The organism is Zhihengliuella salsuginis (assembly GCF_014651715.1).
Lineage (GTDB): Bacteria > Actinomycetota > Actinomycetes > Actinomycetales > Micrococcaceae > Zhihengliuella > Zhihengliuella salsuginis.
Genome location: NZ_BMXK01000004.1, coordinates 192,457 through 215,139 on the forward strand (window position 1 = coordinate 192,457; position 22,683 = coordinate 215,139).

The window sequence follows — 22,683 nt, forward strand, 5'->3', positions numbered from 1 at the left end:
GCCTTGGCGCATCTTGAGGTTCGCCGGCGCGGCGCACGTCGCACCCCGAGATGCCGCCCGCCGGGCGACCGCGCCCTTCTGGTTCCGCGCCTTCCTTGGTATCCTGCAGATTGCGAAGATATACTCGGGAGTAGGTTCTGGTGAGCCGGCCGCCCCCGTGGGCTGGGGGCGTTGCGCAAACTTTCAGGTTCCCACGTCATGATGGGCGACCGGCCGGCGCAGCCCACCCTGCGGCGGCCCGAACGCCCCCGGAGAGGTACAGCATGCAGGCTGCGCAGGAGACCCGCTCGGATGCCGAGCTGATCGCCGCCGTGCGCGGGGGCGACGACGCGGCCTTCGCCGAGCTCTACGCGCGCCACCGCGAGGCCGCCGTGAAGACCGCCAAGTGGCGCCTGGACGCCGCCAGCTCGGTCGAGGCGGACGACGTCGTCTCCGATTCCTTCTCCTCGATGCTGCAGACCCTGCGGCGCGGCGGCGGCCCCGACGAGGCGTTCCGCCCGTACCTGATGACGATCGTCTCCCGCGCGGCGATCGCCGCGATGAAGAAGTCCTCCCGCGAGCTGAACACGGACTCGATCGAGCTGTTCGAGGCCGGCGGCGAGTACGCGGACCCGGTCATGGACGAGTTCGAGTCCGAGGTCCTCGGCCGCGCGTTCCGCTCCCTGCCGGAGGCGTGGCAGGCCGTGCTCTGGCACCTGGAGCTCGAGGGCGCCAAGCCCTCCGATGTCGCCCCGCTCCTGGGCTCCTCCCCCAACGCCGTCTCCGCGCTGGCCGTCCGCGCCCGCGAGGGTCTGCGCGCCGCCTACCTGCAGGCGCACCTGAGCGAGACGACGCGCGGCTCCTGCTCGATGGCCGACCAGTTCCCGAAGTACGTCCGCGGCAGCCTGTCCAAGCGCCGGCAGCAGAAGTTCGAGCAGCACCTGGAGGAGTGCCCGGCGTGCTTCAGCGCCCTGGGCCACCTGGAGGACGTCGGCGCGGCCATGCACGGCGTGATCGCGCCGCTGTTCCTCGGCGCGGGCGCCGCGGCCCTGTTCGGCTGGGTCGCCCCGGTAGGCGCTGCCGCCGGCGCGGCCGGTGCGGTCGGCGCGGCCGCTGCCGTGCCCAAGCCCTGGTGGCAGTCGGCTGCGGCGACGACGGCGGGCGTCGTGGCGGCTGCCGGGATCGTCCTTGGCGCCAGCGCGCTCGCGGGTGCGCTCATGAACGACGACGACGGGCCGGCAGAGGTCTCCGCCCCGGCGGCGCCGGCCGCACCGGCGCAGGACGAGCCCGCGGACGAGCCGCGGGACGCGGAGCCCGCTGCCTCGCAGACCCCGCCGGAACCCGAAGCCGAGCAGGAACCCGCCGCCCCCGAGGAACCGGCCGCACCGGCCGAGGTCGCCCCGCCCGCACCGGCACCGGCGCCGACGACGCCCGAGCCGGTCTCGGTTCCGGCGCCCGAGCCCACCGCTGCCCCGGTGCCCGCGCCCCGGGCCGTGGAGCCCGCGCCGGCGCCCCGCCCGGAGCCGAGCGAGGAACCGCAGCCCGAACCGACGCCGAGCCCCGAACCGACCCCGGAGCCGACGCCGACGCCCGAACCCACGGCCGAGCCCACGCCCGAACCGACTCCCAGGCCGGAACCCACCCTCGAGCCGAGCCCGGAGCCGACCGGAGAACCGTTGCCGGAGCCCACGCCCGAGCCCACGGCGGAGCCGACCCCGACCGTCGAGCCGGTTCCGGAGCCGACGCGCACGCCCCCGGGGCTCGACCCGTGCCACCCGATCCCGGGCCCGGGGTGCGACGCCCCCGAGACCGCCGATCCGGCCGATGACGGACTGGTCGACGTGGAGTCGACCGAGGACGGCACGACCATCGACGTCGGGGAAACATCGATCACGTTTCACTACAGTTCGCGTGTTGCTACACGGCAGTAGGTAACGATGTCAAGTACTCCCATTGACTTCTGATGGAATCTTGAGAAAAATCCAAGGTGCGCGCTGCAGCGGCTGAAGGCTCTTCCACCTCGGACTCAGGAGACCAGCAATGCCAGTAGAACACCCACTCCCTATCGGCGCGCGGGCCGCGGCCCTGGCCGGCGACCTCGACTCGGCCCTGGCCGACTCTCCCCTCTCCCTCCGACTCGCGATCCCGCAGTTCACCTTCACGGCGGTCGATGACGACGCCGACGAACCGACCGACGATTCCGGCTCGTTCTTCCCGGCCACCCGCACGCTGACCGGGACCCTCCCCGTGGAGCTCGACGCCGCAACCGGCGGGCCGTTCCGGACGCAGGTTCCGGCCGAGGCCGTGCTCGGCGATTCCTGGGAGGCCGCAGCCCGCTGGCTGACCTCGGTCGCCTGGGACGACCTGACATTCCAGATCCCCTACCAGGTGGCCGATGAGAACCGGATCGTCGTCGCCAGCGGCGAACTGGACGCGCTCTTCTACTTCGACAACATGGCGCGGATGGGGTCCTCCAACATGCGCCTGGACCGGTTGGAGACAGGGGACCCCCAGCTCGATGCCGCCGGGCGGGAGGCCGTGCTGCACTTCGGCGGCAACCGCGCCAACTTCCCCCTGACGCTGGGCCTGTTCCTCGTCAACGAGCCCGCCTACCGCGAGCTCCTCGCCGCGCACCCGGCGGCCCCCGGCACCTCCGACGGATACCTGCTGCCGCTCATCCGCGACCTCGGCGTCTTCAGCTCCACCACCAACCGGCCGGAGAACCTCACCGGCGAGCAACTCGACTCGTACGCCGAGGCCCGCAAGCTGGATCCGGAGGTCGTCCACGAGGTCGTGGACGCCTGGGACCTGCTCACCCGGTTCCCGATCAAGGTCCCCGCCTCGGAGACCATCACCGGGGCGGGCAGCATGACGCTGCGCCACTCCGACGGGCGGGCGGTCAGCCGCGCCGAGTTCGGTCTCCACCGCATCACCGCCGACGTCCCGGTCACCGGCCTCGACGGCGGCGAGCGGTCGGCCTCCTTCGACGTCGAGTTCGACGCACTCGAGGACCCCGTGCCGATGCCCGCCGCGTTCACCCTGGACCGCGACGAACCCGTGCTGAGGTCCAGCGCGCAGGGCCCGGTCTCCGTGCGCGTGACCGGCTTCGACGGGCGGGTGCTGTGGAGCGAGAAGTACGAGGTCGACGACGCCGAGCTGCAGGAGCTGTCGATCTCCCTGGAATCCCGTCTCCCGGACGGGCCAGGCGGCGGCCCCTCGACCACGCCGCCGGCCGTGGACCGCAAGCTGCGCGGCAAGGTCGTCGCCATGCCGTCCGGGCAGCAGGTCGCGGGCCTCACCGTCCTCGTCCAGGCCCGCGACGAGGGGGCGGCGGAAACCGCTCCCTGGCGCATCGTGGGCTCGGCCGAGACCACCGGCGAGGGCTTCTTCTCGCTCCCCTATCCGCTCGGACGGTTCTCCGCCGCGCAGGCGCTGGTCTCCGCGGACCCCGACTCCCCCGTCGACCTCCGGATCGTCGACGGCACGCGGGACTCGACGCTGGCCGAGGACTTCATCTACCTCCTCCTGCGGGCCACCGACAAGCCCGACGGGCCGGGCGGCTGCGCCGGATGCTCCGGCCCGTGCGGCGGCGCCGGCAGCTGCGGGGACTGCCCGGGTTCGTCCCCCGGACGGCTGCCCGACCAGGCCGACCTGATCGCCTCCGGAGAGTACTCGCAGGACCTCGGCGGCGGCTGCGTCAACGTCACGACCCCCAACCGCGCCCTGCGCGAGTTCTCCTACAACGCGCTCGTGCGCACCTCCGACCCGGAGATCGAGCGCTACGCCCTCCGGAAGAGCCCCGGGTGGGGCTACCGCGCCGACGACCACTACGAGCTCGTCACGGACGCCGACGACGACGCCCCGGACCGCCTCCGCAAGTATCCTCGCCGGTCCAAGTACTGGTCCCGCGAGTCCGCGGAACGCAACACCTCCATCCGGTCGCGGCACCCCGTGGGCCGGACCAATCCGATCCGCTGGCAGGACGCCCCGGATGCCGGCACCGAGCTGAACTTCTACCAGTCCCTGACCGTCGCCACCGGCCACGTGCTCTTCTACCGCTCGGTCTTCAAGGCGGACGGCTACTCGCTGGGCGACCTGGTCTACTCGCTGCCGCTCGCGCCGGGCCAGAAGAAGCAGATCGTCTCCTACGACATGGCCAACACTCTGGAGGCCAGCGAGAGCCAGGAGATGGAGCAGGGCGAGCGGCTGGCCGCGGACCTCATGGACGACCGGTTCATCACGGACCAGCTCGGCGGCTCGATCAACGAGGACATCAGCGGGCGCAGCTCCGCGAGCACCGCCGGCATCAGCGCCGGGCTGGGCATCGGAGGATCGATGGGCCCGATCGGCGGCTCGCTCGGCGTCGCGGGCGGCTACTCGAACTCCAAGTCCTCCGCCAGCCAGTCCGGTGCCCGCAACATCGCCCAGCACTTCGGCGAGAAGCTCCGGCAGTCGCTGACGCAGAACGCGGAGAGCTACCGCCGGCTCAACGCCTCGGTGGTCACCACGGTCAAGGACGGTCAGGAGTACGCCGTCACGTCGGAGGTCGTCGCGAACCACAACCACTGCCACTCGCTGACGATGATGTACTTCGAGGTCCTGCGGCACTACGCGATCTCCCAGGAGCTCACCGGCGTGCAGGAGTGCCTGTTCATCCCGCTGCAGCTGACCGAGTTCACGCCGAACAACATCTCCAAGTGGAAGGACGTCCTGGCCCCGAACCTCCTCGACAAGCCGTCCAACACCTACCGCCCGGTCTTCCGGCTGCTCGGGCGCCGCCGCCACCCGCTGGTCGGCGCCTTCGACGCCGTCGAACGACGGCGCACCGACTACGAGCGCGTCGACTTCCCCGACCGGCGCTACGCCGACGACGCCATCGTCTCGGTCACCGGCACGGCGCGCCTCCGCGTGGAATTTCCGCGGCCGCGCACCCGGGCCGACCGGATCAAGTCGCTGCCGCTGATCACCGAGACCGTGCGCGAGGGCGGGATCAACGCGTTCAAGGCCTTCCTGGGCGGCATGTTCCTCGGGCCGGCCGGCCACCTGCTCGGGCTGGAGAGCCGGGAGCGGGAGCAGGAGGCGTTCCAGAACATCTCCGACGAGTACTTCACCCTGGACGCGAACTACGAGCGGGTGCCGCCGGCACGATCGATCCGGGTCACGAACTTCAGGCCGATGGAGTCGGTGGACACCCCGGCCGACGTCGAGCAGCCGGACTTCTTCGGCAACCAGACGGACCGCGAGCGCTGGGAGGCCTACGCGGACGTCCTCGGGCGCGCCTCGGCCGAGGACCTGCTCGAGGAGTACTTCAAGGACAAGCTGATCGCCGAGTGGGACGAGATCTTCGAGCGCGACATCGCCCCGCAGTTGTACACCAAGCTGGCCGAGTCCCTGCGGTTCTTCGGCGACGGCTCCGGCAGCGGCCTGCCGGCCCTCGACGTGACCAAGACCGCCGAGTACCACGGCGGGCGCCGCAACATGACGGTCAAGCTCCGTACCGGCGCCACCGGCGGCAGCCGCGCGGGCCTCGCCGACGAGCTGCGCTTCGTCTGCACGGACGCGGACCTGCGGGACCTGCACGACTTCGTGACGGTCACCGCCCAGTACCTCGATCTGCAGTACCGGACCGACCACTTCTCCGGGCCGATCATCCGCGCCTCGCTCGGGGACGACCTGCTCGACGGCGTGAGGATCCCGATCCCGCTGAATTCCAACGACAAGCGCAACCCGCGCAAGGAGGACTACTACCTGGCCCAGGAGCTGATCGAGCACCTGAACTCCAACGTCGAGTACTACAACCGGGTCCTCTGGCGCGAGCTCGACGAGGGGCGCCGGCACATGCTCCTCGACGGGTTCAACATCGAGACGTTCACGCCGGAGGGCGCCTCGGACGGCGAGCGCAGCCTCGCGTCGGTCGTGAAGAACGAGCTCCTCACGGTCGTCGGCAACTCGATGGTCTTCCCGGTCGCCGACGGCTTCCACGTGGACCGGGCGCTGGTCGTCGCCGAGGGCGCCGGTGAGGGTGAAGGTGGGAATGAGGACGACGGCGTCGACTACGCCGAGGTGCTGATGCGGCGGTACCAGCCGCTCACCCCGTCTCCCCCGTACCGGCTGAGCGTCCCGACGCGGGGCGTGTACGCGGAGGCGGTCATGGGCGCGTGCGACTCGTGCGAGGACGTCAAGGAGAACTCCTCCCAGGACTGGGACGAGTTCCGCACCGACGAGCCGACGTCGATCAACGCGGTCACCACGCCGACGCCGGCGCGCACCGACTGGAAGGCGGTCTGGGCGCAATTCGCGCAGCCGATCATCGAGCTGCAGACGCCGCGGGACGCTCCGGCGCCCGGGGCGGGCCTGGCCGGGCTCAGCGAGGCCCTCACGAACGCCGGGGCGTTCCGCGACGTGACGGGGCTGGCCGGCAATCAGGAGAACGCGATCCGCACCTACCTCTCCAACCAGGAGAACGCCCGCGCCTTCGCCGAGATGGCCAAGGGCATGGCGATGCAGGAGACCAACGCCGAGAACAGCCGCGGCATCATGCAGTCGCTGGAGCAGGCGCGCGATGCGGGTGCGCTCCCGGAGGACGACTACCAGCAGCTCGTGCGCGACCACCTGGGCCAGATGATCGACGGCGGCAGCCGCGCCTCGGCCGAGCAGCGCCGCTCCGTGCAGCGGGACCCGTCCCTGACGAACGCGGCCATCGACGCCGCCGAGGCCGGGCATTCGGTCTCCGCGACCCGGTCCGACCGCTCGGGGACCAGCGAGACGCTGGAGGTGCGCCCGTCCGGGGCGGAGCAGTCGTTCTCCCCGGTGTACTACGACGTACCGCTCGTCGCCCAGCCGAACAAGACGGCCTGCTGGGCGGCGGCCATGGCGATGCTGGAGAGCTACCGGCGGTCGCAGGCGGAGCAGGCCAGCGTGGTGCTCTCGGCCGCGGACCTCGCGGACGAGGTCGGCTACAGCCTCGAGCAGTCCTACGGCTGGGACCGGCTGGAGGACGTCAACGACTACCTGGGCCTGCGGAGCGTCCCGCTCAGCGGACAGCAGTATCCGGACCCGGCCCAGTGGCATGAGTGGCTCGTCGCGCACGGCCCGCTGTTCGTGACGATCGACGGCGCTCCGACGCACGCGATCATCGTCCGCGGAATCAGCGGCGACGGGACCGCGGACGGCACGCAGCTGGACATCCTCAACCCGTGGGACACCGGCGCGGTGTTCGACGCCGATCCCACCGTGTTCAACCCGGAGAACACCGGGCTGGCGACCCAGCTGTCGGTCACCGACCTGAACAACGAGTTCAACGGCGGCCAGCTCGCCCAGCTGGCGCACTACACGCACTGGCGGGTGCTCTACCACCCGCAGAACGCCCCGGGGTCGACGATCGCGCCGACCGGCAGCAGCACCACCCCGCTGCGCCTGCGGCTGCGCAACCGGTTCAAGCCGGACGACACGGACATCTCGGCCGAGGCCAGCGTGGTCAACGCGATCTTCTCCCGCGACGTCGCGCTGACCGGGACGGGCGCCGAGTCGCTCGGGCTGCTGGAGTCGGACGGCTCGGGCCGCTGGGCGCTGGTCATCACGCCGGACCCGACGGAGCCCGTGCCCACGGACTGGGCGAACTTCCCCGACGCGGCGAACGCGGGTGCGAGCCGCATCTTCCTCGAGGAGCGCGCCACGCTCGTCCGCGACGACGACGGCTCCTTCCGCATCACCGGCAACGACAACCTCACGATCACCGGCAGCACGATCACCGCCACGCTCCGGCCCCTGTGGATCGAGTCCCCGAACGTGAACACCCGGCCCGCGGGCACGACGCCGGACGTCATCGTCGTGCACCACACCGCCGGCACCTCGGACCTGCCCCCGCACTTCGTGAACGCGAACGGGCTGTCGATCCACTACGTGGTCACCCGCGGGGACCGCCCTACGGCGACGGACCCCGGGCTCGTGATCAAGCTGGCCGACGAGGAGACGCGCGCCTGGCACGCGGGGGCCTCCAGCTGGCGCGGCACTGCGGGAGCCAACGACTACGCGATCGGCATCGAAGTCGTCCACAACACGGACCCGTTCCGGGAGGAGCAGTACGTCGCCCTGATCGACCTGCTGACCTCGATCCGTGCCCGGTACCCGGCGATCCCGCTGCGCAACGTCGTCGGGCACAACGAGGTCGGAACGCACCCGAACGGCCAGCTCGGGCGCAAGCTGCTCGATCCCGGGCGGACCTTCGACTGGCCGCGGCTGGAGGCCGCCGGCGTCGCGATGGCGCCGTCCGCCGAGGCCGACGCGCTGCCGGCGGACCCGACGACGATCTACGGCGGGGTGTTCGCCGACGCGGCGTTCGTCCTCTCCGGGACGGGCCCGCAGCCGGCCGGCTACCAGACGGCCGTGGACGAGGTCCGCTCCGACCTGACCGAGATCGGCTACGCGATCCCGGGTGACACGACCGGCGACCCGTACGGTCTGGCCCTCGGCCGTGCCGTGCTGGTCTTCAAGTACCGGTACTTCACCGGCGCCCGGGAGGTCGCCGATGCGGCCTTCTACAACGACGGCGGCGACGGGATGCGCGTGGACGCCCGGACCGCGCGGATGATCAAGCGGGTGCACCACGCGGCGACTATCTGATCCGGCGGTTCCCGGGGCCGCCTGCCCCCGGAACCGGGACCTGCTCCGCAATGCAAAGGCGCGGCCGGCCATCGGCGTGTAGGATCTCGACTCAAGTGTCAGACGCCGCGCCGCGGCGTGCTGCCCGCACAGATTCGAGGAGGAACGCCATGGCGGACGCCGATGCCCCGCGCTCCGACGTCGAGCTCGTCGAGCGGGTGCGCTCCGGGGACGACGCGGCCGTGGCCGCCCTCTGGGAACGGCACCGCGAGTCCGCCGTCCGCGCGGCCCAGTGGCGGTCCCGGGCGTTTCCGGGCGCGGACGCCGACGACGCGGCCGCCCGTGCCTTCGAATCCCTGGTCGCGTCGCTGCAGGCGGGCTCCGGACCGGTCGAGGCGGTCCGCCCCTACCTGCTGACAGCGGTCTCCCGGACGGTCATGTCCGTGAGCCGCGGGGCGGAGCCGGACGCTGATCCGTTCGCGCTCTTCGAAGCCGGGGACCCCGATGCCTCTCCGGTCATGGCGGGGCTCGACGCCCGCCTGCTCTGCCAGGCCTTCCTCGGCCTGCCGGAACGCTGGCAGAGCGTCCTCTGGCTTCTCGAGGTCGAGGGCGAGGACCCCGCCGACGCGGGAACCCAGCTGGCCTCTTCGCCGGAGACCGTCGATCTGCTCGCTCTCTTGGCCATGAAGGAGCTTCGCTCAGACTTCCTCGATCTCCACACCGGCGACGAGGCACGAGCCGCGTGCCGCCGCGCCGGCGAATTGCCGGACTACGTCCGCGGGGAACTGGGCCGGCGCGCGCATCAGCGCTTCCAGAACCACTCGGACGGTTGCGCGTCCTGCTCGGAGGCCCTGGCGCACCTGGAGGACCCCGGCACCGCGATCCGCCAGGTCATCGCACCCTTGTTCGTCGGGCGCGGCTCCGCGGCGCCCCTCGGCCTGGCCGCGCCCGCCGCCGCGGCACCGGCACTCACAAGGAGCCGGCCCGTCCTCGTCGGAACCGGCATCGCCGCTGCTGCCGCGCTGGTGCTGAGCGGCGGCGCTCTGGCCTCGACCTGGTGGGGCGATCCCTCCGTCGGACGGGCCGCGATCGCCGCCGAGTCGGTTGCGACTCCAGGGCCGTCCCCGTGGGTGACCGTCGATGGGGCCGACGAAGACTCCGGCTCTCCTGCAACTGAATCGGAGGGCCCGGAATCGACCGCCGAATCGGAGCCCGGAATCGCGGGCAACAGCGCCGCGCCGTCGTCCGGATCCGCCGACGCGGCGGCCGCTGGAGCGCACGGTTCGGTTGAGCCAGCGGAGTCGGCCGGCGATTCCGGAACCGCAGGTGACGAGAGCCGGAGCCGTCCGGCAGCCGCCGGCGGTCCCACATCGGAGGAGACGGGCACTGCGCCGCGCCCACTGCCCTCCAGCGGCCCCGCTGAAGTTCAGGCACCGGCCCCGAGCCAGGCTCCGGAGCCCAGCCCGACACGCACGGCGGCGCCGGCGCCCACTACGGCTCCGGCGCCGTCACCGACCCGCACGCAAAGCCCGGCACCCGCTCCTGCCGAGCCGGCCCCGGCCAAGCCGACGCCCCGCCCGACGCCTTCCCCCACGCCGACGCTGGTGGCCGAGCCTGAGCCGGCGGACGACTGCCTGATCGATCTGCTCGGCGTCAGGGTGTGCATCTAGATTCACTGGGAGGATCGGGGGCAGTCCCGCCGGGCTCAGCGACGCTCTCGCCAACGGCAAGGTCTTCCGCGGCGACGGGACGTCGGACGGCACGCGGTTGGACATCCTCAACTCTTGGGATACCGGTACCGTATTCGACGCCACTCCGACTACGGCCAGGTCTTCGCCGATGCGGCGTCCGTCCCCTCCGGGACGAGCCAGCTATCAGACAGGAGTGAACGAGGGCCATTGGGACCTGACCGAGATCGGCGACGCATCCCGGACAACCCGTTCAGCCTGGCCCTCGCCCATACCCTGCTGATCTTCACGTACCGGCACTCCACCGGCGCCCGGAAGTTCGCCTATGCGGCCTTCTACAACGACGGCGGCGACGGAATGCGCGTGGACGCGCAGACGGCGCGGTTGATCAAGCGAGTGCACCACGCGGCGACCATCTGAGCTGGCGGCTGTACTCGGACTCAACTCGTCTTTCAACTAACCTGAGTGACCTCGGGGTTGGGTGCCGTAGCCTGAGGTTCGGAGGTAGATCATGCGGTTTGGATCAGATGATGATGTAGCCAGGCAGGTTGACTCGCGCCGGAAGGTCCGGATCCCGCACTGGGTACGCAACGTGCCTCTGCCACAACCTCACCTCGTCGCCCTCGGCGTGGCTGCCGTCGTCGAAACGCTGGCTCGCAAGCACATCGTGGTGCCACCGTTGAGGTTCGCGGGCTACAGCACGGTCGGTGCCGGCGTCGCGTTGGCGGCCTGGGCGACCCAGGCGACAGCACCCACCGACTTGGCTGAGCCAGATCGGCTCGTCAGCGCGGGGCCGTACGCCATCAGCCGCAATCCGATGTATGTGGCCTGGACGCTCATCTATGTCGGACTTGGGCTGGCCCGGAAGAGCGTGTGGATCTTTGCGCTGCTCCCAGCGGTCCTGGTCATGACGCACCTGACCATCAAGCGTGAGGAGCGACGCCTGCAGGAGAAGTTCGGGCCGCGATACGTAGCCTACGCCGAGAAGGTACGCCGCTACATCTAACTCGGACGGCACGGCGAGCTGGGGCTGGTCATCACGCCAGAGCCGACGGAGCCGGTGCCGACCGACTGGGCGTACTTCCGGTCGGCGGCCCACGCGGGAGTCAGCCGGGTCTTCCTCGAGGAGCGCGCGACGCGCGTGAGGGACGACGACGGGACATTCCGGATCACGGGCAACGACAACCGCACGCTGTCGGGCAGCACGAACACGGCCACGCTGCTGCCGCTGTGGATCGATTCGCCGAACGTGAACCTGACTCGTGCCACGTGATTAGTGACCCCTTTTCAGGGCCTGCAGGGTGGACTGAAGGTCGTCGGGAAAGTCGGCATCGAAGGTGATCTCCCCGCCATTGATGCGGATCGTGGACGAGCGGAGCCGGTCGAGCTGCCTGACGAGCTTCTTCAAGCTCATGCCCGGGGCTTCCTGCAGGTGCCGGCCGATCGCCAGCGCGGCGAAGACCACGGTCAGGTGCGCGTCGATCACATCGCGCTGATGATGGAACACCGGGCGCGCACCGAGGTCGTTCTTGGTCATCCGGAACGACGCCTCGACCTGCCACAGATCGTGATACGCGCTCATCACAGCCTGTCCGCCGAGGGTCTCGGCGGACAGATTCGCCACGTACCCCTTCAGTCCGGCGAGCTGCTGGGCCCGCTCGACGGTCGCCTGATCCAGGGCCTTCCCAGCTCCGTCGACCTTCAGGAATCGGGCCTTCTTCATGCGTTTGCGGCCGGCGGCGATGTCTTCGGCCCGGCGCACCATGAGCTGGATGTTCCGGTTGTCCCGGACGAGCCGTTTGGCCGACCGCTTATACACGATCCGCCGTTCGCGCGCGTTCTTCCCGGTGCCCATGACCCGGGTGGACTCGAGAATCTGCCCGTTGGTGAAGTAGTCGCCGTGGCGGTCGAAGTGATCGGCCAGATCGTAGGGCGCCTTCGTCAGGCGGGAGCCGACGATGAACCGGTAGCCGGCGTCTTCGAGCGCGTTCAGGTTCGCGGCCGAGAGTATGCCGGCGTCGGCGACGACGACCATGTCGGTGATGCCGTGGCGGTGCGCGAACGTATCGAGCACCGGGATCAGCGTCATGGTCTCGGCTTTGTTGCCCTCGAACATGTGCAGTTCGAGCAGGAAGCCGGCCGGGTCCACGAGCAGGCCGACCTGAATCTGCGGATCGACCCGGTGTTCCTTGCTCATCCCGACCTTGCGCAGACCGTCCTCGTCCTTCGACTCGAAGTGAAGCGTAGTGACGTCGTACATGATCATCCCGGCCAGTCCGGCGGTCCGGGACCGGTAGGCGAGCATGGCCCGGGCCAGCCGGTCGCGGTAGTCGCGCTCGTGACAGCGGGAGAGGCTGCGGAACAGGGAACGCAGAGATGGATGTTCGGCCCCGATCGCCTCCAGGACACGGATCTCGTGTCTGCTTTCGAGGTCGGCTCGATCAACCGGGCCAGCACCATCGCCCGGAAGCCCTCGTCCTCGAGGACGTCAGCCCCCAACCGCGAATACGCCTCCGTCAACACCTCCCACAGCACGACGGCAGGCGAGGCGATGGCCCGCCCATCCGCCGCTACCCGGGACGGGCGGCCACGGCTCGCGACAGAGGCCGCATTCGCTTCCGCCGCGTCATCACCGGCCGCGGTCCAGTCCGCGACTTCCCGCGTGGAGACCGCCGTCCGCTCCAACCCTTCGAGATCGAAAGCGCCCTGACCAGAGCGCAGCCGCTCTTCGGCCGACACGAGCAGCACGGCCAGTTCCGCGTCGGTATGCGCCGAACCCACGTGTTCGATGTCTGTGACCTGCCGACCCGCTCGATCCAAGATCTGCACGGCGACCGCTCCGAACCAGGTCCGGACGTTGCGCACGAAACGGGCTCACGTCCCCACAGGATACGCCCTCCCGATTTATTAGTAACCCAAACACGCCTCGCACAAAACGGAACGACTACGTCAGCGTCCTATAGACCGACGCCCATCACTAGCCGTGGCACGAGTCAGGTTCGGCTCCGGGGAGGTCTTCGGTTGGGTAGGATCAGTGGATGGTCACATACTCGCCTTACATGGTTGCTCTCGACGAGATTCTTCTCGACCCAAATAACTTTCGGTTCCGAGGTCCAGGAACAGCCATCGAGGTCGCTGAATCTCGTTTCGCCGAGAAGTCTGTCCAGGATGCCGCACTTGAACGGATCGTAAGTGATGGCGTCACTGAAGTGAAGCGTTCTATTGCTGAGAACGGCTTCGTTCCAGTGGAGCGCATCGTCGTTCGTCCTCTGAAAATCGAATCGAGTTCCCAAACGGACGAATCAGGTGACAGTGCCACCGGGTCGAGCCACTACGTAGTAGTCGAGGGAAACCGTCGCACGGCGGCCTTGAAATTGCTCAGGAAAGAGCACGCAAGCGGTGCTGCATTGAAGTCGTCGGTGTCTGACGTGTTCGATGCGGTGCCTGTTCTTCTTGCCTCGGACGCATCCGACGACGACCTTCTCGCAATTATGGGAATCAGGCACGTTGGTGGCCCGAAAGAGTGGGGCGGATATCAGAGCGCTCTCCTGGTGTACGAACTCATGGAAGATAGCGGTATTGACGCTCGACAGGTCGCCTCCCGGCTTGGGCTGACTGTCCAAGAAGTAAATCGCAGGCATCGCGCCTTCTCGGCCCTGACTCAGATGGCCAAGGATTCGGAGTATGGCGAACTTGTCACTCCTGACTTTTACGCAATCTTCCACGAAGTGGTGGGGCAACCCAAGCTACGCGATTGGCTGGGATGGGATAACTCAGAATACGAGCTGACAGACTCCAACAACCGAGAGCAATTGTACTTCTGGCTAACCGGGGATGCGGACGCGCCGAAGAAGATAACTAGTTATGGTGACATCCGAGACCTGAAACTCATCATCGAGAATCCCGATGCTCTGTCCGCAATGCAGGATGACGACCAAAGCCTGGCCGATGCGCTAGCCATCGTTAAGTCAGAAGCAAAAGCGACGAAGTGGTTGCCGAACGCGAAAGCCGCCCTCGTCTCTCTCCGTGACATGAGCCTGGAGACGATGGAGAATCTTGATGATGACGGTGTGCAGGTCTTGACATCTCTCAAGGAAAAGTCCAGCGCCGTGCTTCGGGCAGTGAACGCTGCACGAAGCACGGATGAGGATGCGGTCTCCGACTGATGGTGATCGGGGCGGAAGAGCTCACCCGACTACTCGTCGAACATTTGACCCCCGGTGCGCGTCCGCAAGATCTGCACCGTTGCTTGGCAGAGCTCGCACGGGCGAACGGTTACGCCGACAGCATCAACCATGCGCTAGAGCTTGTTGAAGCGCTCCTGCCCGAGGTTCAGGACAGACTGGACACGATGAGGAATGCTGCAATTCAGAACGGAACCACTTGGGACATCGAGCTCTTCGGTTCTGGCAACGAGTGGGTCCGGGGGGCGTCCTTCGACGATCCGGGACTTCCGGCTGAGGACAGAACGGCGCGATCCAGGAGGGCGTTCGTCGTTGAAGCGAAGGCAGCTTTGCGAGGGCTCACGCATCGCGACTTCGAGTTCGCGTGTGCCACAGTTCTGAGGTTGCTTGGTTGCCAGGACCCTCGAACCACCAGACAGAACAACGATGGAGGGATCGACTTCCACGGGAGGCTAGAGCTAAGAGGAAGACTCGATTCTCCGTTCCCATACGGAGGACTTGATGACCGTGCGAAAGTCTGGCTAATCGGACAGGCGAAGCACTACCCCACTTCGAACTTGGCACCGGCAGTGGTCCGGGAGATGGTTGGAACCGCTGAACTCGCGCGTACTGGCGGCGCGCTTCAAGAATGGCCAGGCCTCCGCCTGCGCCCCTTCGATGCGTCCCTCATCCTGATCTTCACAACTGGCGGTTATAGCGTCGGAGCGAAGGCACTGCTCGAACGGTCTGGCATGCTCTCGATGGACGGGGATCAATTGACGACTTTCCTCTGTGACGCTGGAATCGGGATACAGGATGAGGACAGGGTCTTCGACGCCTCCCTGTTTCGTGAGCAGCTTGTCGACGCGGCAAAACTGCACGCCTGAGCTACCCAAGAGAGCAATCTAACGGCATCCTTCGCTGAGGTTCTTCGTCTGCGCTCAAGCGGCCTTAAGGCGAGCCCTGAACCCGAGCTGCGCGATGTCGACGAGGTTCGCCAGCAGACCTCCGAAAAGGTGGCTGCGGCCGCGCCGGGGAGCTTGCCGCGCAGGAGCCGTCCCTAGTCCACCGACTTCAGCAGCAGGTCGGTGGAGTGGAGGGTATCGGCCTTCTCGGACTGCTGGGACTGCCGCCCGAGGTGGTCGGTCGTGGCCTTGTAGCGCTCGTTCTGCCCGTACCACCACGCTGCTCGTTCGACCATATCCGTCTCGGGCGCGCCGACGAGGCAGAGGATGACTGGGGACACCTCGCGCAGCCCATCCATGCCCTCCTTGCCGTGGCGCTTGGCGAGCTGCGAAGGGGACTATTGCACGGTTCGGTGACAGTAGTTAGTCAGGCCGCGAGGGCCAGTGGCCTGTTCATCATGGTTTCGAATTCGACGGGCGTCAATCGGCCGAGAGCTGCCTGACGTCTCCGGCGATGATAGGTCCTTTCGATCCAGGTCACGATCGCGATGCGCAGCTGTTCTCGGGTGGCGCAACGGTGCCGATGGATGTTCTTCTGCAGGAGGGCGAAAAAGCTCTCCATCGCCGCGTTATCACCGCAGGAAGCCACCCGTCCCATGGGGCCGACCAGCCCGTGGCGGATCAAGGCCCTCCGGAAATTTCTGGATCTGAACTGCGATCCCCGGTCGCTGTGAACGATGCATCCTGCGGAGTTCTCGCGCATCGCGACAGCATTCTTGAACGCACGCACGGCGAGACTGGGCTTCATCCGGGAGTCGAACAAGTAGCCGACGATCCGGTTCGAGAACGCGTCCTTGATCGCGCAGAGATAGAGCTTGCCCTCATTCGTGTGGTGCTCGGTGCAATTCGTTCAGCCATGACCTCGCCGGCGTCACGAGCCTCGTCAGCCAGCAGGCGGTGCCCGAATTCAGGGTCATCGGGTGGATCCCGAAGTCCTGCGCGATCTGCTCGAGCGCGACACCGGACTCGCGGTTCCGCGCGATGCGGACCACGTCAGTACGAAACTCTTTCGGGTAAGGCTTAGGCACAGCAACATCCTTCCAGACCAACCCCACCGGGGTAAGTCAGATCAGATGTCACCCAACCGTGCAGCAATCCCGGTTCCGCCAGGCAGTACCGACAATGTAGTGTCCTGTAGAGGATCGAGGCTGCAGCACTCCACTACGGACGAATAGTTTTGTTGTGGAGACTTACGCGCCAAAAATGTAAATGGGGGGACCGTGGAAATTGAGTCAATCGTCGTTCAGGCAAACTACTGCTTCGGCGAGCAGCCGCTACAGCTCAGCGACCTCAAAAAGGTCAACTTCATTTTCGCACCGAACGGTGCAGGAAAGTCCACAATCTCAAACATCCTAGCCCAACAGCCTAGAGATGCATCCGAAAGACGCGATTGGGATGTCGCAGGTACGAATCTTCCGATTCGAGTGTTCAATGAAGCGTATAGATCACGAGTCCTAACAGAACGTGTGAATGGCATATTCACAATGGGCGACAACTCCAAAGATATTAATGACCAAATCGACGATCTTCAGAGCCAACTCAGAGGCCACATAGATGACCGCGAAGCGTGGCGCAAATCAATCGGATCGAACTCCAGCGCGGAAGATGCAAATGGTCTAATTGGCGAGATAGAGGACACACGCGCTTCAGTTCGAGACTCGATCTTCAGCGCGCACAAGAAAGTCAACCAAACGGTAATTTCCGTCGTATTCAAGGGTTACCGACACAGCAAAGAGGCATTCTTCAATGAGGCGCAAAAGCGTTTCAATGAGATGGAATCACTGAAATCAGATACTACATGGGAGTCGATCGAGACACGTGCCCGAAGTCTGAGCGGCGACAAAGAATCACGCACAAAATTGCCCAACATTACAACAGACAGTCTAATATCGACCGACGACGTCACCGAGGTCGCAAACAAGAGTGCGCACGGTGGTGGGGGAACGTTCTCGCAACTCATCCAACACCTAAAGAACGAGGATTGGGTGAGCAAAGGTCGGGACTTCATAGATGAGGCGCAGGGAATGTGCCCGTTTTGTCAAAACCAGGCTCCCGCCGATCTCGAGCAAGAGTTGTCAGAATACTTCGCAGGCGGATTCGATGCAGCGCTGGAACGTTCCATCAATATCGAAAGCACCGCAAAAGAGCGCGAAGCAGTACTCGAAGAAAAAATTTCTGCCCTAGAATTAGCACTGAGCAGGGACACGGAAATTGACGACGACGATTTCCGTTCGTCCATCTCGAGCCTTCGATCTGCCGTCACTCTTCTGATGTCTCGACTCCGTGAGAGAAGAGCGCACCCGACCCAGCCAATCGAGGTTGCCGACGTGAATGTGAGCGTAGCTAAGCTGTCGAAGCTCATCTGGGATGAAAATGAAAACATCGAGCAACACAACCGGATCGTCGACAACGCCAGTGGGGAACGCCGTAAACTAGTAGATGACGGGTGGGCCACGTTTCTTTCCGGCACCACCGTTAGCGTCGAGCTGAAGAAGTTCAAGGGGTTTGAGTCAAGAAAGAAGCGTGTCATTGCCGACCTGCAAGCCAAAATTGTGTCAAGCGAGCTAGATACCGAGAAGGCAAATCAAAAGATAATCAGCCTTCGAGATTCTGTTTCCAACACCATCGAGGTCGCCGAGAGAATTAATGATCTGCTCAGAGCGATGGGCTTCCATCGGTTCAGCCTAAGCATCGCTGGCGAATCCAACGGCGGCTACCGAATAGTTCGCGAAGACGGAACTCAGGCATTTGATTCGCTCTCTGAAGGCGAGAAGACCTTTATTTGCTTTGCCTACTTCTGGGAATCTCTCTTCGGAAGCGAGGTGGCCAGCGGGGTACCTGAGGATGTTGTAGCTGTAATAGACGACCCGATCTCCAGTCTGGACAGTGATGCCCTTTTTATGATCGCCGCATACATCCGAGACGCCGCGAATAAATCTATTTTGGGAAACACCAACCTCCGCCAGCTCATTGTCCTGACGCACAATACACAATTTCATCATGAGGCAGCTTACACCGCCAATCGAGACGCAAAAGAACGACGATTTTTCAGACTGGTCAAGGATCTGACTGGGGTTACAACAGTCAGGGACGACGGAAGTAAATCAAGAATCCGCGGCAGCTACGCGCTTCTCTGGCATTCTGTTGTCGAGGCTGCGCGCAGTGACGATGAATCGGACCTGGTTCGTGTTGGCGTATTCAATATTGTTCGGCGCATTCTCGAGGGGTACTTTAAGACGATCGGGAATATAAGGGATTTTGAACGACCCAACAATCTGTCGGCGACTGAGGCAAGGGTGGTATCCCAATTCCATGTCTGGGCCAACTCGGGGTCACACACCATCTCCGACGACATTGATCAGACGATTGACGTCGGACGCACTAAAGACTTCCTCAAACTATTCAAGTATTACTTCGACGTACAGAATCATGGGCCTCACTTCGATATGATGGTGGCGGCAAGTGAGGGTGCGGATCTGTTGAAGCCTGATCAGTTGTTCGCCCGGTCATGACGATCTGGAAGCTCACCGCTATCAGACCCCGGCTTCACCCTTGTTCGTGATGAGTCGGCTACGCGTTCATTCGCAGCTTCAGAGTCCCAGCAGCGCCGGATCCGCCCACCGCGGCCCGTAGCCGCTGATCCGCAGCACCCGGGGGTCGTCCTCGTCGGTCTCCTCGAAGTCGATGATGATCTCCTCGCCCGCCTCGTCGTCGCCGGTGGCCCGCAGCAGGTGGATCTCCAGGTACGAGTCGGCGAGGTGCTCGGCCTTACCCCGCCCCCACTCGATCACGGTCACACTGGTCGGCATCGTGGCCTCCAGGTCGATGTCGTCGATCTCGCCGGAGGAGCCCAGCCGGTACGCGTCGACGTGCACCAGGTCCGGCCCGTCGGCCAGCGCCGGATGCACGCGCGCCAGGACGAACGTCGGCGAGATGATCCCGCCACGCACACCGAGCCCCTCGCCGAGCCCCTGCGTGAACGTCGTCTTGCCGGCACCGAGCTCGCCGGAGAGCAGGATCAGGTCCCCGGGCCCCAGCGCGCCCGCGATGCGGGCCGCCAGCGCCTGCGTGGTCTCCGCGTCGATCGATTCGATCTCGCGCGTCCAGAGCGGCGAATCAGTCACCGGCTTCACCCCAGCTGCCCTCCACGTACGTGCGCGCGACCCGGTTCCCGATGCGCGTGACGATCTCGTAGTTGATGGTGCCGGCGGCCTCGGCCCACTCGTCGGCGGACGGGCCGCCGTCGCCGAACAGCACGGCCGGCTCCCCCACGACGCCGTCGGCCGGCACGTCGCCCAGGTCGACGACGAACTGGTCCATGGCCACCCGCCCGCAGGAGACGTACCGCGTCCCGGCGACCTCCACGGGCCCCTCGACGGAGACGCGGGGCACCCCGTCGGCGTACCCGAGCGGGACCAGGGCCAGCGTCGTCGTACCCTCGGTGCGGTAGGTGAGCCCGTAGGAGACGCCGTGGTCGGCGGGCACGCGCTTGGCGTTGGCGATGCGCGCCATCAGGCGCATCGCGGGGCGCAGGCTCAGATCCTCCGACGTCTGGTCGCGGAACGGGCTCAGCCCGTACATGCCGAGGCCCAGCCGCACCAGGTCGAAGTGGGCGTCCGGGCGGGACAGGGCGGCGGGCGTGTTGGCGGCGTGCCGCAGCTCGAGGTCGAACCCGGCCGCCTCGGCCGCCTCGATCGCGGTCCGGAACGCGTCGAGCTGCTCGTCCGTCTCGGGCCGGTCGGGTTCGTCGGCGACGGCGAGGTGGGTCCACACGCCGACGACGCGCAGCAGCCCGTCGTCCTGGAAGTGGGCGGCGGTGTCCAGGACGGACTGCCAGTTCTCCGCGGACGCGCCGTTGCGGCCCAGCCCCGTGTCGATCTTCAGGTGCACGCGGGCCGGGTGCTCTGCGGCGCGGGCCGCCTCAGCGACCTGCTCGAGCTCCCAGCCGGAGGCGCCGAGGTCGATGTTCGCGTCGATCGCGGCCGCGAAGTCGGTCTCGGGCGTGTGCAGCCACGCCAGGACGGGTGCGGTGATGCCGGCGGCGCGCAGTTCGAGCGCCTCCCCCACGTGCGCGACGCCGAGCCACGAGGCTCCGGACTCGAGCGCCACCCGCGCGACGGGCAGCATGCCGTGCCCGTAGGCGTTGGCCTTCACCACGGCCATCACCTGAGCGGGCGCGGCCAGCTCGGCCACCCGCCGGACGTTGTGCCGGATGGCCGACAGGTCGATCTCGGCGCGGCGTTCCCACCGCGCAGAGATGTCGTCGTCGGGCACGCCAAGTACGACGTCGTCGCTCGGTTCGTTCACAAAAGTCACCTGGCCATTGTGTCAGGAAAGAACCTCGCCCCGCCGCGACGGCGGAATCCTCCGGCGCCGTCGCCCCGGCACAGGCCCGCCCTTAGCTCGACGAGACGGAGCGCTCCGCGCCGATCGCCTCCGCCAAGGCAGACGCCCCGAACCCGTGTGCCGGCAGCCGCAGAGCCGCCGAGGCGTGGAGATTCACGGCCTGCACGGTCAGCTCAGCGGCTTCCGGCAGCCCGATACCCCGGCCCCCGCCCGACAGCAGCGCACCCGTCACGCCGGCCAGGACGTCTCCGGTGCCCGCCGTCGCCAGCGCCGAGGGGCCCCGCGTGACCAGGCGTACCTGCCCGTCCGGCGTGGCCACGGCCGTCGCCGGCCCCTTGAGCGCCACGACGGATCCGAGCGTCTCGGCCGCCCGCCGCGCCCAGTGGATCGGATCCGCGAGCACGTCGGACGCCCCAACGGCGGACTCCGACGCCGAGAGGAGCGACGCCAGTTCGCCCGCGTGCGGCGTCAGGACGGTCGCCGGCGAACGCCCCGCCGAACCCAGGTACGGCAGCGCGCTGGCGTCGACGACGGCCGGCTGACCCGAGGCGAGCGCGCGCTCGACGCCCAGCCGCTGCTCGTCGTCGTCCCCGATGCCCGGACCCAGCACCCAGGCGCTGACACGATCGATGGCGGCGCCGCCTGGCGCGGTGACCACGGCCTCCGGGCAGGCTGAGAGGATCATCCGGCGCACGGTCGGTGCCGACTCCGGGACGACCGCGACCAGCATGCCGATCCCGGCGTTGACTGCCGCCCGGGCGGCGAGGACGGCCGCTCCCGGGTACTGCTCCGACCCGGCGACGAGGCCCACCACGCCCCGCGAGTACTTGTGCGCGTTCCACGCCGGCGGGCCGGGCGGGGCGGGATCGTTGCACAGCCACGCGCTCGGCTCCGGCAGGTGCGGGCCGAGCCCGATGTCGACGACGGTCGTCTCCCCGCCCAGGCGGCTCCCCTCCCCCACGGCCAAGCCGCGCTTGAGCGCGCCGAAGCAGACGGTCGTATCCGCCGCCAGTGTCCCGGGTTCAGCCCGGCCCGTATCCGCGTCGACCCCCGACGGGAGATCGCAGGCCACCACGTGCACGCCCGGCGGAGGCGCCGGCAGCCCGATCGGCCGCGGTTCGTCCCCCACCCGGGTGCCCGTGCCCGTCACGCCGTCGATCAGGACGTCGAGCGAGGACAGGAGCTCCGCGGCGGCGGACCGATCGCGAGCGTCGACCACGCGGCCGCCGGCGGCACGGAAGGCCAGCATGGCGTCGTCGTGCCAGCGCGCGTGCGTGGTGAAGGCGAGGCAGTCCACGCCGCGGCGGCGCAGCTCCGCCAGCGCGAACAGGGCGTCTCCCCCGTTGTTCCCGGGCCCGACGTACGCGGCCACGCGGGCGCCGTAGACCTTCGACGCGCGCCGACGGCCCCCGGAAACGGCGAAGCCGCCCTGCGGGGCGACCGTGGTCGGTCCCTGCAAGACGGCTGCAACGTGCTGTGCGAGGCCGTGGGCCGCGCGCCGCATGAGCTCGGGGCCGAGGCCCGCGTCCAGGAGCGGCTGCTCGGCCGCCCGCACCTCCGCTCCGGAGTAGACGGGCCTCATGAGAGCCGTTCGGCCACGACCATCGCGGTCGCCAGGTCGCCGTCGTGGCTCATCGACAGGTGCCAGTACTGCACGCCCTTGTTCGCGGCGGCCTCGGCCACCGACCCGTCGATGAGGATGTGGGGGTCGCCGGCGTCGTCCTTGACGACCTGGCAGTGCTGCCAGTTCATGCCGGCGGGCGCCCCGAGGGCCTTGGCCACCGCCTCCTTCGCCGCGAACCGGGCCGCGAGCGAACGCAGGGGCAGGTCCCGCTCCGCGGGGACGAAGAGCCGCTCGAGCAGCGCCGGAGTGCGCTCGAGCTGTGCCTTGAAGCGCGAGACCTCCACGACGTCGACCCCGACCCCGACGATCATCTGGTG

15 protein-coding genes and 2 pseudogenes are annotated in these 22,683 nt (G+C 67.4%); 9 read left to right on the forward strand and 8 right to left on the reverse strand.

The window, feature by feature from the left end; genetic code table 11:
- Positions 1-263: 263 nt before the first annotated feature.
- The 6 genes from IE069_RS05820 (at position 264) to IE069_RS05845 (ending at position 11,541) form a co-directional block, all read left to right on the forward strand.
- Positions 264-1,910: a sigma-70 family RNA polymerase sigma factor gene (locus tag IE069_RS05820; RefSeq protein ID WP_189349176.1), complete on the forward strand. Its 1,647-nt coding sequence runs from the start codon at positions 264-266 to the stop codon at positions 1,908-1,910.
- Between the two features lie 109 nt (positions 1,911-2,019).
- Positions 2,020-8,601: an N-acetylmuramoyl-L-alanine amidase gene (locus tag IE069_RS05825; protein ID WP_189349177.1), complete on the forward strand. Its 6,582-nt coding sequence runs from the start codon at positions 2,020-2,022 to the stop codon at positions 8,599-8,601.
- A 149-nt stretch (positions 8,602-8,750) separates the two neighbouring features.
- Positions 8,751-10,250, forward strand: a complete 1,500-nt coding sequence (locus IE069_RS05830; protein ID WP_189349178.1) for a hypothetical protein — start codon at positions 8,751-8,753, stop codon at positions 10,248-10,250.
- Positions 10,251-10,478: 228 nt separating this feature from the next.
- On the forward strand, positions 10,479-10,688 hold the full coding sequence (locus IE069_RS05835) for a hypothetical protein (protein WP_189349179.1): 210 nt from the start codon (positions 10,479-10,481) through the stop codon (positions 10,686-10,688).
- Between the two features lie 172 nt (positions 10,689-10,860).
- Complete coding sequence (locus tag IE069_RS05840; RefSeq protein WP_189349180.1) at positions 10,861-11,274, forward strand: methyltransferase family protein; 414 nt, start codon at positions 10,861-10,863, stop codon at positions 11,272-11,274.
- 54 nt (positions 11,275-11,328) lie between these two features.
- Positions 11,329-11,541, forward strand: a complete 213-nt coding sequence (locus IE069_RS05845) for a hypothetical protein (protein ID WP_189349181.1) — start codon at positions 11,329-11,331, stop codon at positions 11,539-11,541.
- Here the strand turns inward: IE069_RS05845 and IE069_RS15810 are convergent.
- A pseudogene (locus IE069_RS15810) lies at positions 11,542-13,133 on the reverse strand (IS1634 family transposase).
- Positions 13,134-13,327: 194 nt separating this feature from the next.
- On the opposite strand from IE069_RS15810, the gene IE069_RS05860 reads away from it, so the two are divergent.
- Positions 13,328-14,434, forward strand: coding sequence for a ParB/RepB/Spo0J family partition protein (locus IE069_RS05860; RefSeq protein WP_189349184.1), 1,107 nt, complete (start codon positions 13,328-13,330; stop codon positions 14,432-14,434).
- Between the two features lie 83 nt (positions 14,435-14,517).
- Positions 14,518-15,318, forward strand: a complete 801-nt coding sequence (locus IE069_RS05865) for a restriction endonuclease (RefSeq protein ID WP_189349185.1) — start codon at positions 14,518-14,520, stop codon at positions 15,316-15,318.
- A gap of 173 nt (positions 15,319-15,491) precedes the next feature.
- Here IE069_RS05865 and IE069_RS05870 read toward each other — a convergent pair whose 3' ends face one another.
- The 3 genes and pseudogenes from IE069_RS05870 to IE069_RS15775 form a co-directional block, all read right to left on the reverse strand.
- On the reverse strand, positions 15,492-15,695 hold the full coding sequence (locus IE069_RS05870; protein WP_189349186.1) for a hypothetical protein: 204 nt from the start codon (positions 15,693-15,695) through the stop codon (positions 15,492-15,494).
- Positions 15,696-15,763: 68 nt separating this feature from the next.
- Positions 15,764-16,246, reverse strand: a pseudogene (locus IE069_RS05875) (DDE-type integrase/transposase/recombinase); the annotation flags it as partial.
- Positions 16,218-16,424 carry a hypothetical protein gene (locus tag IE069_RS15775; RefSeq protein ID WP_189349273.1) on the reverse strand — a complete coding sequence of 69 codons (207 nt, stop codon included), beginning with the start codon at positions 16,422-16,424 and terminating at the stop codon, positions 16,218-16,220. The gene IE069_RS15775 and the pseudogene IE069_RS05875, both read right to left, overlap by 29 nt.
- Positions 16,425-16,616: 192 nt before the next feature.
- Between IE069_RS15775 and IE069_RS05885 the strand changes: the two genes are divergently transcribed.
- A complete protein-coding gene (locus IE069_RS05885; protein ID WP_189349187.1) occupies positions 16,617-18,908 on the forward strand; it encodes an AAA family ATPase in 2,292 nt (763 codons plus the stop codon).
- A 78-nt stretch (positions 18,909-18,986) separates the two neighbouring features.
- On the opposite strand, the gene tsaE is transcribed toward IE069_RS05885, so the two are convergent.
- The 4 genes from tsaE to IE069_RS05905 all read right to left on the reverse strand — a co-directional run bounded on the left by tsaE (position 18,987) and on the right by IE069_RS05905 (position 22,677).
- Positions 18,987-19,520, reverse strand: a complete 534-nt coding sequence (gene tsaE, locus IE069_RS05890; RefSeq protein WP_189349188.1) for a tRNA (adenosine(37)-N6)-threonylcarbamoyltransferase complex ATPase subunit type 1 TsaE — start codon at positions 19,518-19,520, stop codon at positions 18,987-18,989.
- Positions 19,513-20,703, reverse strand: coding sequence for an alanine racemase (alr, locus tag IE069_RS05895; protein WP_373287800.1), 1,191 nt, complete (start codon positions 20,701-20,703; stop codon positions 19,513-19,515). The genes tsaE and alr overlap by 8 nt, the downstream gene beginning before the upstream one ends.
- A 91-nt stretch (positions 20,704-20,794) precedes the next feature.
- The gene (locus IE069_RS05900) at positions 20,795-22,324 is read right to left on the reverse strand and encodes an NAD(P)H-hydrate dehydratase (RefSeq protein ID WP_189349189.1); all 1,530 of its coding nucleotides are present in this window, start codon (positions 22,322-22,324) and stop codon (positions 20,795-20,797) included.
- Positions 22,321-22,677 carry a holo-ACP synthase gene (locus tag IE069_RS05905; protein ID WP_189349190.1) on the reverse strand — a complete coding sequence of 119 codons (357 nt, stop codon included), beginning with the start codon at positions 22,675-22,677 and terminating at the stop codon, positions 22,321-22,323. Before IE069_RS05905 ends, IE069_RS05900 begins: the two co-directional genes overlap by 4 nt.
- Between the last annotated feature and the right edge of the window lie 6 nt (positions 22,678-22,683).